Below are 13,500 nucleotides of genomic sequence, written 5' to 3'. Positions count from 1 at the left end.
GGAAGATTTTTGGATGGTATTCACGAGACCCGCCGTCGCCCCCCCCCGCATTGAATGCCGTGATATCCAGCAGCAACCTTCAGTCCTTCGCCTTGAGAGTGGCAGGTGACGCGAATATCAGCGAATTCTCAGGAACCCTGAATTCAGATCTTTGCATTCAGAAGTCTTCACTCAATGACAGGGCACCTTGAGATGGCGGCTGGATACGCCCGGTGCAGGCTCTCACTTGACCTCGGTCATCTTAAGTTCGGCAAACCAGGCGGTGCCTGAGACTGAGGCGCCAAAATAGCCGAGGCGGCACTCGAATACGCGCTCGGTTTCACTCTCTGTTTTGAATTCACTGCTGACTTCAGTCCATGAGTCGGCACTCACACGGCTGCTGGCACAGCCATTTCTCCCGGCGATGGAGAGGCAGGCTCCATCACCTCCGGAGGCATTGATGCCATTCCCATTTTGGTCCTTGATGTTCTGTGCTCTGATGAAACCTGAGATTCGATAGCGGGTGTTTGGCTTGACCTTCACTTTTTGGATGATGTGTGTGTCTGTGACACTTGGATTGATGACACGCAGCGTTGGCTTGTCGTGAAACAAAACCTTTCTATCCACCGACCACTTGACGTTCGCTGAGGAAACATGCGTTGTCATTTCCCACTTAACGGTTCCCTTTTGAAATGAGCCGTTATCCAGGAGATTGTCCGTTACGCTTCCTGATTCTTGGGACAGCCCCGCCAACGGCTGCACAGTCCCCGCCACGATCTCTTCGCGCACCTTGCCTAACTCCGTGATGGTTTCCAGTTTGGGACCGCCGGCCGTTTTCAGCATGCTGTCAATGCGAGCGATGTTCGATTTTTGGACAGGAGCAAGCGCCTTGGCTCGGGCATCGTCATACATGGAGAAGAGCTGCACGGCACTAGCCTGCGGAGAAGGCACGGACTCTCCGGCGAGTTTCTCCTTGAGCTGGTTGGTCAGCAGCTCCGCACCGGCGGCATCACCATCCTTCGCCAGCTTGGTAATCAGCGGTATGGCGGCCTTCTCCAGCGACTGGTTCACGCGCTCCACGGCCTGCGCAGCCTGCTTGCGGTAGTCCTTGAGGATGGCCTCGGGGCTGTCTGCCAGGGCGGAGGTGGAGGCGAAAGAGACCAGCAGAAGGGTGAGGAGCAGTTGTTTCATGAGCACGTGGTTGGGTGGCCAAATGATACGCTTAGGAACATATCTGCAAGCTGAATTGAGATTTATGATGTTCCACCGAACAGATTTAAAGAACCCAAGGGAACCGGGTGGAATCTTTAGGATCAACAGGCATTTGTCCGAAAATTCTCCCGCCCTGGGCGCATCCGTGCTGCCAAACCGGCCCTGCTGAGCGGCCAGCACCCGCCATGCCCCTCCCCTCTGTCATGCCCCCCCGGCAGGGCACAAGCACGGAAGTGCACGCAAACGGATTCAGCCCCCCCGGCTCCCGGCCTTTTGTGCATTCCGTGGCCGCTCTTCAGCCTGCTCCCGCGCCTCAAACTCAACGAATGTCACATCATACCACATTCCGGTATCTTTTCACTTGCATCCCCAGATCCAAGACTTTTCCCATGGCCTTCATCTTCTCCACCTCCCACCTGCCTGAAGCACGTGCCCGCCGCCCTGACCACCTTGAAGAAGAGGAAGACGAAGACGTCATGCAGCCCATGCCCCGCGCTGGCGGCGTCCGCGCCTTTAGCCACCTGCCGGTGCGTGACAATCCTGCGCCTTCCACCGCCCCGCTCCGGGAAGACAGCCCCCGGAGAGGGATCGTCCCGATCCCTCCACGCTCCGCCACACCCACCAGCGCCGCACCCTCCAGAACGAGGGATCAAGATGATCCCCCTCCGCCAGAAACCGACCCCGAGGACGACACCACCCCGCAAGACCACGCAGACGACAGGCCCTGGTACATGCCCCGCATCACCGCCCAAGACCCGCCACCGCAGGATCACAATGAGGACGCATACGCCCCCGCCCTCAAACCCTGGGAAAACACCACCCGCAGCTCCGGCTTCGATGATGCACCTCCCGCTGCCTCCAGCACCCGCGACAGCGGCTTCTCCCCCTCCTCGCAGAAACTCCGCGATGCTTTCCATCCTCCCGCTCCACGCTCACCTGTCGGGCAAGCCCCCGCTCAAGACAGCAAGCCCGCCCAGCCGGGAGGCCGCTTGTTTGAACAACGCAGCGCACCAGAGGCGTTTTTGAGCCAGCAGATGGGAAAGGATGCCAGCGGGACCTCGTCACAACAGCGCCTTCAGGGACCCGACCGAACCCTTGCAGCGCAACCACAGCCAGTGCGTGGGTCCACTCCGCCGGCAAACGGCAGCAACCCCGCAGCGCCTAGCCAGGCCGTCACCCCCTACCGGGGATCAGACCCCGACAAGAAGGATGAAGGACGGGGGACATCACCAAGAAATAACTCAGAAGTTAAGGAGACACCCACATCGCTGCCACCGCGAAACCCTGATGCCCTCCCACAATCAAGTGGGAACAAAATGCCTGGCATGAATGGCACTTGATTAAGCCGCCTTTCGATACTTGTCGCGGTGGGGGATTTCCTGAAACTCGCGGCGCGGCTGCGTCAGCAGCTGATGGGTTTTGGGGCGTCGTTTCTTGGCCCTGGGTTCGCGTCGTCCGGTGCGTTGGGGGTTCATCACTGAGGCGATGGCTTTGAGCAATTCATCCCGCCACTGTTCCAGTTTGCGAGGCTTGTCAGCATAGAGTGCGGCACGCGGCAGCCATTCGCGCAGCACGTCAAGCGCGCCTTTGAAGCTGACCCGCCCAAGCTCACGGCCGTGCGCGCTGGCGCTGTGCAGGATGAGCAGCCGGATGGCGTTGTAGGCGCAGGCATGCATGAGGATCTCCTTCTCGATCATGTCGGGAGTCTTGCAGCGCAGCACATCCATTTTCATCGTCGTTTTGATGTCCCGAAAAAACAGCTCGATGCTCCAGCGGCGGTGGTAGAGTTCGGCGATCTGCTCCACGCCATACCCTTTGGCATCGACCAGCGTGGTGGCGATCCACACGCAATGGGTACGGAAGCCTTTGCGCTCAATGGGCACCTTGATGATGCGCACTTCGAGCTGCTCCGGCAGCGCCTCCCACTGCCGGGCATCCCACGGGCACTTGCCAGGTCGATGTTTGGGCTTGTGCCAGCTCTGCAGGCATTGATGGCCGCCCAAAGAGCGGCCTTTTCCCAGGTCCTTGGGGCGTGCCTGATGCAGGCGCAGGACGGTGTCAACGCCACGCGCCTTGAGCTCGGCCATGAGCGCCCAGGCGCAGAAGCCGGCGTCGCCGAGGAGCACATCGCCCTGTTTGAGCAGATGGCTCACCTGCTGCCAGAGGCCCAGGTCATGACGGCACCACCTGCCCAGCGCGTGGCCCAGCCAGGCACCCGTCGAGAGGCAGAAGACACCCAGCATGGAGGCAACCGGAAAGCCGCAACCCGGCTTCTGAGCAGGGGGCTGCGGCCAGCGCTCCTGGTTCCTGGTGGTGTCAGGCATCGAGCAACTCGTGCCATCAAGCACTTTGACCTCACGTCCGCACCACAGCCAGGCTGAGGGTGCCTGTGCGGTGAGTTTGGAGCGCAGAGCCTCGCAGGCAGCCTGGACAAACGGAAGGCTCAGAGCGCAACGCGCCTGGCAAAAAGCCCCGGTTCTCAGGGAAGGACGCTTGGGATCGAGCGGACGGTTGATGAGCCAGGCACGGACTTTGGCGACGACGCCCTGGCAGGCCATGCCCGGGTTGAGCACTTGGAAAAGAAAGGCCCAGAAGAGGGTGGTGGGGGTGTAAATGGACTCTCGAAGTGGTTTGGAATCAGGAGCACTGGAGAAGAAATCCTGAGGGAAGAAGGGACCGATCAGGGCGGAAAGATCGGGCAAGGAGAGGTGGCGGAAGTGCTCGATGCCCCGGGCAAGCAGGCTGGCCAGGGAAGGCTTGGCCCTGCCCTGAAGCAGGTGAGGGAAATGAGGGAGGAAAGAAGTTTGAACAGCCATGTGAAGTGGAGTTCAAGCATCGTTGGAATGTTCAAATAATGTTACACAAAAATTTTAATACATATGCCTGTAAATGAACCTGCCAAAAAACGAATCCTGCCCTTAATCAAGTGCCATTCATGCCTGGCATTTCATCCACGCAGAGTGACAAGGTGGTCAAGACCTCCAGCAGCAGCCCGGAAGGCTGCGGCAGCAAGGGCGACCTGTATGATATTCCAGACGCAACGTTTAAGTCATTGACTGCAGCTGATATATTTAAGAAAAACCAAGACGAAGGTGGTCTTGCACTTACTGAACGCAATGGCGGTTACATTGGTGATAAAATCAAAGCGAAGGCGACGGTCAAAAAGGACGCCAACGGCAAGTATGTAGGATATGTGTGCATACCGCGTATTTATACCTACAGTCCTACTTCCTACATTGCCCGGCCGCAGCTCCGATGGACCTCGGGCAAACCCGGAGCAGACACAGCGGACATCACCGCCAAAACGGTGGCTGATTTGACCGAGCACGAAAAAGCCCACATCAAGGTTGATCAAGCAGTGGGACGGCGTATCTCCAAATACTATTCGGAAAATATATTCAAGCTTAAGACCAAGCCTTATGCAACCGAGGAAGAGGCAACAAAGAAAGTGCTCAACATGGAGCAAATGTTCTTTCTCGGATGCCACAGAGCGTTCACAACGATGAGGGACAGATACAATGACAAGCATCTTCCCACCCACGTACGTGCCTGCAAGGGAGGATCGGGCACCGAGTTCTATGAGCCTAATCCAGACTGGTTTACCAGCCTGGGCCTGGATGACAAGATTCAGAATGAGCCCGTGAATGTCCCGTTGCCCACAGACCCATAATCCTTTTGAATGAACCTATGAAAAATCGCCTTCTACTTCTTGCGTGCTTTCTCGTGGCGGCAACCTGCCTCCCAGGGCAGACCCCAGGGCAGCCCGCCGAGCCGACGGTGTATACCAGTGCCCAGATCCTGCCTTTCCTCAGGCTCTATGATCTGGAGGGCTTGAGCGATCTCATTCACAGGGGCTCTGACGTCGGCAAAGAAGTGGCTGTTTCATTCAATGATTACCCCTGGTACAATGTGCCCTTTAAAATGATGCGCGTCGAAGGTGACAATGTGTCGCTCAAGACGGATGAACGTGGCTATTATGTCCTGCTCCCCTTTCTCCCGCCCACGCTGGAGAAGCTTGCAGAAGCGCGCACGTTTCAGGAAGTGCTGCAGACTCTGGTGCCGCCTTCCCGCTCAGGAAATGAGGCCTACTTCAACATCATGTATGTTCCCGAGTCCACCCAGTTTCTAGAGTTGGACAAGGGCAATATTGGTCTGATCCTAACGGCGGCATACCTCTATCAGGACAGGATTGTTTGGGTGGAGTGCGAGATGCACTACAAGCAAAGCAAGGTAGCGCGCACCGTCGCCACTCCATTTGATGAGTCGGTGATTCAGATCCATCTCTCACCGAAATATAAATGAGCCATTGAGTGCCAAGTTTTGGCAGATGACTGCTCGTGGCGCTTGAAGGCGAAGAGAGCTGTTGTTTGCGAGCCCATCATCGATGAGCGGGCTGTTATCCGATCAACGGAAGATATAAGATATAATATCAGTCTTTCACTTGTAGCCACGACGGCTCTGCTCGACTGCCACAACCAGCTTGCCCGACTCCCTTCTCAAAACCCGCGCCACTAGCATCCGAGGCAACGATCTGTCATGAGGTTGAAAATGAGAAGCGTAGGCGTCTCACCTTTGCTAAATGCCTGGCATCTTTTCTGGCATCTTTTCCTGTTGCGAACATTCGAATTGCCGATTGACGCCCCAGTCATGATCAAACTAAGGTTTTGGAGTGAGTAAATTAACTGCCAGGCTTCTTTTCGGCGGATCGCTGCTTGCAGCACTGGGTGCAGGATTGTCTCTGGGCTTTTTGACGGATTATTTCCTCGGTTGGAAATTTGGGGCGTCCCAGCTGGTGCTCGAGTTGACTGACACTCTAAGCTATTCAGTGCTGGCTTTCATGGCGATCGTGGCGCTGGTGAGTGCGATCTCCTTTTATCGGAAGAAAAAGCCGGCAGACATCCCCGGTGCGGCCTGGTCTTTGCTTCATCATTGCATCACCCTGGCAGCGGTGCTGGTCATGGGTGTCAGTTCCTACTGCATCCTGCCATCGAGTGTTCGCAACACTGCTTTTGGATGGGGAGTGACGGACTTTTTGAACGCGTTTCCTGGGGAGGCAGACCTCCTTAGAAAAACACTGACAGCGAAAAGACCTGCTCCGGCGGAAGGTGAAATCGATCTTTCGGATACACCAGCCCCCCTTATTGGAAGCAGCTGGGAAAGTCGACCAGGCATCCGTGGAGTGGGTTATGCCAGACGTGGCAATGCCCTTGTCTTTGAAAGTTATTTGCATGGCCACAACCGGCACATTGTCGCTGTTTATTTGACTGGTGTGGATGAGGCTGCCACAGAAAAGGTGCTTGCTGAGGACCTCTGGATACTTCATGCGCGTCCTTTATTCAGCACTAGAACGCAAGGACTGACGCTGGAATGGCAGGATATCACTTTCAGATAGCCTGACAGGCGCAGAAGTCAGCCCATCAAGGTATTTTCAAAAAATGCGGACAGCGCCACAAACATGCCAGGCATTTTGCCTTTGGCGACGGGTGAAAAAGCGCGCTGATTTTGCGCCCCGCCAGCAGCGGGCATCCTGCATTTCATGCCTTGTCATCTCCACCGGCATTCCATACGGTTTTTAAACCACATCATACCACATTCCGGTATCTTTTCACTTGCATCCCCAGATCCAGACCCAAGACTTTTCCCATGTCCTTCATCTTCTCCACCTCCCACCTTCCTGAAACACGAGTCCGCCGCCCTGCTCACCTCGAAGACGAGGAGAAGGAAGACACCATGCAGCCCATGCCCCGCGCCGGCGGCGTCCGCGCCTTCAGCCACCTGCCGGTGCGTGACAATCCTGCGCCTTCCACCGCCCCGCTCCGGGAAGACAGCCCCCGGAGAGGGATCGCCCCGATCCCTCCACGCTCCGCCACACCCACCAGCCCCGCGCCCACCAGACTGGAGGATCAGGATGATCCCCCTCCTTCAGAAGCCGACCCCGAAGACGACACCGCCCCGCAAGACCACGCAGACGACAGTCCCTGGTACATGCCCCGCATCACCGCCCAAGACCTGCCCCCGCAGGCCCACGATGAGGATGTGGGCAGCTCCAGCCTGAACCGCCCCGTCCGCAACTCAGGCTTCGACGACGCGCATTCTGCTGAACGCAGCACCTCCACCACTCGAGACAACGGCTTCTCACCCTCCCCGCAAGACCTCCGCGATGGCTTCCACGCTCCCTCCCCGGACTCTCCCACCCGAGAAACCCCCGCTCAAGACAGCCGCCCCGCCCTGACCCGAGGCCGCATCTTTGAAAAGCGCCTGCCTCCCGGCCTCCGAGGTCAGAGCACAGGCCAGTTCCAAAGCCTGGCTGACAAGCCTGAATACCATGGTCTGGTGTACCGCCCCGGCAGCACAGAGAATGAGCGGCATCAAGCCGACGGCTTCTTCCAGAATGTGGCAGACACCCGCGCCACAGGGCAGGCTCCATCAAGCCCCAAAGCACCGCAAACATTCGCGCAGAATGTCACTCCTGGGTCGAAACCACCATCGGGCACGGCATCTGGTGCCGCTGCAGCCAATGCACCCGCCCCCGCCTCGGGAGACCCGGATCAAAGATCAAACATCTCAATCGACGACGATCAAAATTCCCCCTTTGCGAAAGCTGTGCAAGATGCCCTGAACAGAGAACTCCAGGAGTCGCCCACCACAGCTGCAATCATGCAAGCAGTCAGGAGTCTTCCCAACAAGATCCGAATCGTTCCAAAATCGGGAAAAGGCGAGGCAACCATGAGCATCGGCGATGACGGCACCGTGACCATTGAAATCAATCCAAGCGAACTGTCTGGCGCAACTTTCGGGCACGAACTGGCCCATGTGATTCAGCGGGTTGCATTTAAAAATGAATATAAAGAAGCCCTCGCCAAACCTGACAAAAACAATCCCAACCCCTTTGAGCGAGCACGGAAGAAAGCCAGCGAGGCACTGAATCAAATCATCCCGGTGGCATACCATGGAGATCCCGGGGACGACTACACGGAAAACGAAGCCGTTCGCGTGTCCAACATTGTGAATGCGGAACGAACAGCCGCCAAAATCAAAGAACAGTTCAAGGGCAGAACCAACGTCCCCCCGGAGGAAATCGCCAAAGCTTTCTGGCAGGAAGCCCGGAATCTGGAGGAAGGCAAACATTTCAGAAACACGTATGCAATCCCCATGCTCACCAGGTACGGCAATCATGATTTTATCCACGTGGCAAAGACATTGGGAAATGGAGTCACGCCAGAAATGCTGAAGAAGGTGAGGAACTCCATGGACAATCCCCCTCGTTATCAAACCTTTTACATTCCACCCGCACCACCAGCATTCCAGCCCGCGTTGAGACCACGTTGAATGCGATCTTCAGGTCCGTTTGATCCCCTCTCTCCTGCTTCATCACGGTTCACCGTTGCAAATCATCGGGGATGGGTTCAGCCTGAGGCATGCGGTACTCGGCCATCTCAAAGAAGCTTGGATCACGATGCGTACACCGAACGGGGCTGGCTGCCGCCGCGCTGGCCTGCTGCTGCTTCGCCGTGCTGGCATCCGAATCCAGGCCCATGATCCCGCCGGAGAAGGAGCCTGCGCCGTGGCAGCGCGCGGGCATCGAGGCGGCGCTGGCTGATCCGGCTCCCATGGTGCAGTATCACGCGCTGCACTACTGCAAGCGCAAGAAGTGGGTGGCGCAGCTTCACCTCCCCACCACGCAGTGGCTGAAGTGGCTGGCCCTCCCTGACAGAGATGTCCGGGAGCTGGCAACCAGCGCCGCTGCGCAACTGGGCGCGCAGATGCCGCCGGAGGTGCAGCACGCACTGGCACGCCTGCAGCATGACAAGGGTGCGGAGATCTCCGCACGACACGCCGCCACAGAGGCGCTCGGGCGGGTGGGCGGCGGCATGATCCCCGAGGTGCAGCTGGAGATGGCGGCTCTTCTCGATCAGCCACAAACCGATTTGGAGCAGAGGATGGCCGCCAGCAAGGGCCTCGGTGAGCTGGGGTCCGCCATGACCGCTGCCACGCAGGAGGCGCTGCTCTCTCTCCTGAAGAACCCGCAGGCCCCTGCTGAAGCCGCCTTCCATGCGGCGGAAGCAGTGGCCGGTCTGGGTGCCAGCATGCCGCCACAGGCACGGGAGGTGATGCTGGGCCTGCTGCTGGACACGCATGCCAGCCTCTCGCTGCGGGACAGCGCAGCAGTGGCCATGGCCCGCCTGGGGCCGCAGATGCCGCCGCAGGCACTGGAGCTGCTGCGCGCAGCGCTGCGGGATCCCGCCGCCAGCCATCCCCTCTACTTCGTGGCTGCCAGAGCCCTGGCCATGCTGGGGCCGCGCATGCCGCCGGAGGTGCCGCAGGCGCTGCTGGCCGCGTATGATGTCCAGCCGCCCGCACAGGGCGGTGAAGATGCCAGAAAAGAGCACCTCCTGCTCCATGAAAATATCGCACATGCGCTGAAGCTGACGGCGCCGCACATGCCCCAGGCTGTGCAGCAGGGGCTGCTGGAGCGCTTTCTCAAGGCCGCGCGCACACCGCAGCCGCCCGTGACAGCGCAGGATGCCGAGCACTTCATGATGGAGCGCGACATCCTGGGTGCGGAGCTGCGCATTCTGGCCGGAGCAGGCACGCATGCGAGCCCCCCGGTGATGAAGGAAATCCTGGCCGAGTTTCTGAGCCCGGCCGCCCGCGATGACTCACGGCAGGCCATCGCGGAGGATTTCTTTCAGCAGCTTGCCACGGGTGGCGCGCTGCCGCCGGAGATCCAACGCGCGCTGGCGGCCTGCCTGCCGGACAAGAACGCCGTGCTGCATGCGCGCGCGCTGGCCGCCCAGACACTGGGGCACCTGGGTGCCGCTGCCAGCCCGGAGATCAGGCATGCTCTGGTGGCGCTGCATCAGGACCAGGCCGCAGACGAGATCCTGCGCTCCAGTGCGCTGGAGGCCATGACGCACCTGGGCGCAAACATGCCTGCGGAGGCCGTGCCGGCGCTGGTGGGCATCATCACACAAGCGGCCGCAGAGACCGCGCCCCCCTCTGCCCCGCGCAGCGTTCCCCTGATCCCCGTGGAGTTCGCCGTACCCGCACTCGGAAACCTGGGCGAAAAAATGCCATCCGAGGTGCAGGAGGCGCTGCTGGCAGCCATGCAGCACCCCATGGGCAACGCCCAGACACCCTGGGACGCCGCCTACGCCCTGGCGCAGATGGGCGACAAGCTCCCGCCGCAAGTACAGCAGCGCCTCCTTGCCCTTCTCGATGCACCTGGGCTAACGTGGCAGACGCGCCTCGCCATTGACCAGACGCTCGGTGTTTCCGGCATCCATCCCATCACAGACGCGCAGGTCGCAGAACTCCTCGCCAAAACCTATGCTGGCGAGCCCGATCCCGAGCTGCGCTTCTACCTCCACCTCTGGCTCGGACGCACACCCGCGCACCTCCAGGCCGTGCGCTGGCTCGGCAGCACCCAGACGGATCCGCCTTTGGGAGACACACCGCCGCAGTCAATCCTCGGCCTCATCTCCCGCTTCTGGCCCCACAGCGCCGGCATAGACGCCTCACACACCGCACTGCGCCACGCCATGGCCCGCCGTACCAGCCAGCTCATCACCACCCATCTGAAATCCCGCCCGCTGGACGAGCCCCTGCGCAAAGTGCTGAACACACTCGCCACCCAGCTTGCAGAAGCCCCCTCCCCCGACTGCGCCACCGCCCTGCGCGCTGTGCAGGCCGCACTGGCGGCGGGTGAAAAAGCGCGCTGATTTTGCGTCCCCGCCAGCAGCGGCCAAACGGCGGGCATCCTGCATTTCATGCCCCGTCATCTCCACCAGCATTCCATACGGTTTTTAAACCACATCATACCACACTACGGTATCTTTCCACTGGCATCCCCAGATCCAGGCCCAAGCTTTCCTGCATGGCCTTCATCTTCTCCACCTCCCACCTTCCTGAAACACGAGTCCGCCGCCCTGACCACCTCGAAGATGAGGAGGACGAAGACACCATGCAGCCCATGCCCCGCGCCGGCGGCGTGCGCGCCTTCAGCCACCTGCCGCCCGCGCGCGCTCTGGCAGACTCCTCCGGCCCGCTCTCCGCACGCCCCGCCACCCCCGTCGGCCGCCCACGCCGGCACATCGAGCCCGAGGACGATCAGGACAGCACCCAAGCCCCCGTAGCTGAATCCGACCACGGTGATGCCACCCGCGCCCATGCTGACTACGCGGATGACACCCTCTGGCACAGCCCCCGCATCACCGCCCAGGACCAGCCCCCGGAGAGCCATCAAGAAGACGACCGCGCCCTGGAGGAGGAAGACCATCCCGACCCCTCCATGCACCGCGACTCATCGCGCACCCGCAGCAGCGGCTTCATCCCTTCCCCGCAGGATCTCCGCGACGCCTTCCACTCCACCATGGGCGAAGACTTCTCCCAGGACGACCGCTCTGCCCAGCCCTATGGCCTCCGGGATCAGCGCACAGGCCAGCCCCAGGGGTTCGCAGGCAAAGCTGTATACCACGATCTGGTGTACCGCCCCACAAGCAGCCCTGAGAATGAGCGGGATCAACACGAAGACTTTTTCCAACACACGTCTGGCACCAGCGCCACGCGGCAGGCTCCATCCAGCCCCCGGGCACCGCAGACATTCGCACAGAGCGCCAGGCCTGCGGCGCAGCCCGTGCCAAAGGCGGGCCAAAACACTTTCGCCGCACCTCCCCCGCCACCCAAGACGCCCGACCAACAGTCACAGGCAGACATGGCGCGGAGCGTTCTCAAATCATATCCTGAAGACCAAAGGTTGGAAAAAGCGAAGAACCTGATCGATCTCAAAGTCCAGTACACCCTTCATACCCAGGGAATACCGGGCCTGCAAAAAATGGTGTCCGGTGAAGCTGGTTTCTCCAAAAACATCCAGACAGGCCTTCTGGACAACTACCTAAACGGCGCCCCGAAAAAACAATACAAGATGAGTCATCAGGATGTTTATGACTGCAACATCGGCCTGAACTTCGCCCGGTCCGCAGAATTTCTGAAGGCCTTGAAGGAGAACACCACCGGAACCACTCCCAAAGTCTGGACCTTCAAAGCCAATGTCCCCGCGATAGCTGGCACCAGCGCAACTCTCGGCAATTTTACCGCCCAGGTTGACATGAAGGTGACAAGCCACCTCGAACAAGACAAGAATGGAAACTGGATCACCAAGTGGGAGGTGTCGGGAGCTTTCACGGTCAATGACACCTACGACTTTGACATCGTGGACAAAGAGGCGGAAAGAGCGGTCAATGACATGGTCAACGGCGTGAATCAAGGCCTGTATCAGGGAAGAACCCAGGCAGGCCAGCTCAAGACCCTCCTCATGTCACGCGTCCCCGGAACAGGATTTGCAGTCACCTCGGATCCCATTACATTCACCCAGACATCGAATCAATCCACCGCACAAATCATCACCGATGTGGGAACCTACCCGCCAAAGTCGACTGCTCCGCCGCCATCCAGGTAGCCTGGGGCTGGTGGCCCTGCTGCTGAGCGCGGCGGCGGCACTCTGCCTCACGCCCTGGGAGCTTCAGCGTCATCACAAGACCTCGGACGATGACATCGAGGTGCTCTATGTGTTTGATGACGAGGCCCTGTTTCAGTACCGCTTTCCCACCTTTGACGGAAAGCGGAGCTACCGACTGGATCTCGTCAGGGCGGTGCCCGGAGATGAGCCGGAGGTGGCCACTGCCATTGGTGATGAGATCGAGGAAGAGCAGGTTCTGGAGATCGAAGAGGGCTGCAGGATAGAGCTCACAAGCGGAAAAAAGCTGCTGATCACAGGTTACCCGCCCGCGGCAAACCGCAACATGTCGCTTGCGGAGCTCAGCCAGTATGAAAAGACCCGGAAATTGCTCTGGTGGCTGATCGATGAAAAGACGGTGGTCAAAGCCGGCACGCTGGAGGAGCTGGCGAAGGCCGTGCCTGAACTCAAGCCCGCGCTCGAAAAGCTGAAGCTGCTAAAGGCGGCGGATCTTTTCGAGCACCTCAAAAAAGAGCCGGACATGGCCGCCCCGCGCAGCGCAGCAGCACCACAGGCAGGAGCCGGGCCGTCCAAATAAAGCCGCTCTCGCCAGACTGGCCTCATCAGCACGCGCCTCATAATACCATGTAATGGTATTTTTATTTGCATTCCCGCTTCATGACCCAAACCATGCTCCATGGCCTTCATCTTCCCCACCTCGCACCTCCCCGAATCCGGACGCCCTTACGATGACGACGAGGAGGAAGACAACACCATGCAGCCCATGCCCCGCGCCGGCGGCGTCCGCGCCTTCAGCCACCTGCCGGTGCGTGACAATCCTGCGCCTTCCACCG

The 13,500-nt window shown here is 59.6% G+C and carries 11 protein-coding genes; 8 read left to right on the top strand and 3 right to left on the bottom strand.

Annotation, left to right across the window (positions count from 1 at the left end; all coding sequences use genetic code 11):
- Positions 1-222: 222 nt before the first annotated feature.
- Complete coding sequence (locus ACZ5WW_RS00450) at positions 223-1,170, bottom strand: hypothetical protein (protein WP_377172253.1); 948 nt, start codon at positions 1,168-1,170, stop codon at positions 223-225.
- Between the two features lie 410 nt (positions 1,171-1,580).
- On the opposite strand from ACZ5WW_RS00450, the gene ACZ5WW_RS00445 reads away from it, so the two are divergent.
- Positions 1,581-2,531: a hypothetical protein gene (locus ACZ5WW_RS00445; RefSeq protein WP_377172251.1), complete on the top strand. Its 951-nt coding sequence runs from the start codon at positions 1,581-1,583 to the stop codon at positions 2,529-2,531.
- Here the strand turns inward: ACZ5WW_RS00445 and ACZ5WW_RS00440 are convergent, their stop codons facing one another.
- Positions 2,532-4,007, bottom strand: coding sequence for an IS4 family transposase (locus ACZ5WW_RS00440; protein ID WP_377172269.1), 1,476 nt, complete (start codon positions 4,005-4,007; stop codon positions 2,532-2,534).
- Between the two features lie 119 nt (positions 4,008-4,126).
- Here ACZ5WW_RS00440 and ACZ5WW_RS00435 point away from each other — a divergent pair, with 119 nt between their 5' ends.
- The 4 genes from ACZ5WW_RS00435 to ACZ5WW_RS00420 all read left to right on the top strand — a co-directional run bounded on the left by ACZ5WW_RS00435 (position 4,127) and on the right by ACZ5WW_RS00420 (position 8,520).
- A complete protein-coding gene (locus ACZ5WW_RS00435) occupies positions 4,127-4,861 on the top strand; it encodes a hypothetical protein (RefSeq protein ID WP_377171218.1) in 735 nt (244 codons plus the stop codon).
- Between the two features lie 17 nt (positions 4,862-4,878).
- Positions 4,879-5,493 (top strand): hypothetical protein, encoded by a 615-nt coding sequence (locus ACZ5WW_RS00430; protein ID WP_377171220.1) that lies wholly within the window; start codon positions 4,879-4,881, stop codon positions 5,491-5,493.
- Positions 5,494-5,860: 367 nt separating this feature from the next.
- Positions 5,861-6,583 (top strand): hypothetical protein, encoded by a 723-nt coding sequence (locus tag ACZ5WW_RS00425; protein ID WP_377171222.1) that lies wholly within the window; start codon positions 5,861-5,863, stop codon positions 6,581-6,583.
- A gap of 251 nt (positions 6,584-6,834) precedes the next feature.
- Positions 6,835-8,520 (top strand): hypothetical protein, encoded by a 1,686-nt coding sequence (locus tag ACZ5WW_RS00420; RefSeq protein ID WP_377171224.1) that lies wholly within the window; start codon positions 6,835-6,837, stop codon positions 8,518-8,520.
- Positions 8,521-8,569: 49 nt separating this feature from the next.
- Here ACZ5WW_RS00420 and ACZ5WW_RS00415 read toward each other — a convergent pair whose 3' ends face one another.
- Positions 8,570-8,728, bottom strand: coding sequence for a hypothetical protein (locus ACZ5WW_RS00415; RefSeq protein WP_464694200.1), 159 nt, complete (start codon positions 8,726-8,728; stop codon positions 8,570-8,572).
- Between ACZ5WW_RS00415 and ACZ5WW_RS00410 the strand changes: the two genes are divergently transcribed.
- From ACZ5WW_RS00410 to ACZ5WW_RS00400, 3 genes are all read left to right on the top strand, one after another.
- Positions 8,727-10,913, top strand: coding sequence for a hypothetical protein (locus ACZ5WW_RS00410; RefSeq protein WP_377171226.1), 2,187 nt, complete (start codon positions 8,727-8,729; stop codon positions 10,911-10,913). The genes ACZ5WW_RS00415 and ACZ5WW_RS00410 overlap by 2 nt on opposite strands.
- A gap of 155 nt (positions 10,914-11,068) precedes the next feature.
- Positions 11,069-12,649: a hypothetical protein gene (locus ACZ5WW_RS00405; RefSeq protein ID WP_377171228.1), complete on the top strand. Its 1,581-nt coding sequence runs from the start codon at positions 11,069-11,071 to the stop codon at positions 12,647-12,649.
- A gap of 10 nt (positions 12,650-12,659) precedes the next feature.
- Positions 12,660-13,244, top strand: coding sequence for a hypothetical protein (locus ACZ5WW_RS00400; protein ID WP_377171230.1), 585 nt, complete (start codon positions 12,660-12,662; stop codon positions 13,242-13,244).
- Positions 13,245-13,500: the final 256 nt, after the last annotated feature.

Source organism: Prosthecobacter fluviatilis (assembly GCF_055388355.1).
The sequence above is the reverse complement of the archived record's forward strand: the minus strand, read 5'-3'. Positions and strand labels throughout refer to the sequence as shown.

Bases quoted from the DNA above. Each gene is read 5' to 3' on its own strand.
- ACZ5WW_RS00450 (WP_377172253.1), bottom strand. From the start codon at position 1,170: ATGAAACAACTGCTCCTCACCCTTCTGCTGGTCTCTTTCGCCTCCACC.
- ACZ5WW_RS00445 (WP_377172251.1), top strand. From the start codon at position 1,581: ATGGCCTTCATCTTCTCCACCTCCCACCTGCCTGAAGCACGTGCCCGC.
- ACZ5WW_RS00440 (WP_377172269.1), bottom strand. From the start codon at position 4,007: ATGGCTGTTCAAACTTCTTTCCTCCCTCATTTCCCTCACCTGCTTCAG.
- ACZ5WW_RS00435 (WP_377171218.1), top strand. From the start codon at position 4,127: ATGCCTGGCATTTCATCCACGCAGAGTGACAAGGTGGTCAAGACCTCC.
- ACZ5WW_RS00430 (WP_377171220.1), top strand. From the start codon at position 4,879: ATGAAAAATCGCCTTCTACTTCTTGCGTGCTTTCTCGTGGCGGCAACC.
- ACZ5WW_RS00420 (WP_377171224.1), top strand. From the start codon at position 6,835: ATGTCCTTCATCTTCTCCACCTCCCACCTTCCTGAAACACGAGTCCGC.
- ACZ5WW_RS00410 (WP_377171226.1), top strand. From the start codon at position 8,727: ATGATCCCGCCGGAGAAGGAGCCTGCGCCGTGGCAGCGCGCGGGCATC.
- ACZ5WW_RS00415 (WP_464694200.1), bottom strand. From the start codon at position 8,728: ATGGGCCTGGATTCGGATGCCAGCACGGCGAAGCAGCAGCAGGCCAGC.
- ACZ5WW_RS00405 (WP_377171228.1), top strand. From the start codon at position 11,069: ATGGCCTTCATCTTCTCCACCTCCCACCTTCCTGAAACACGAGTCCGC.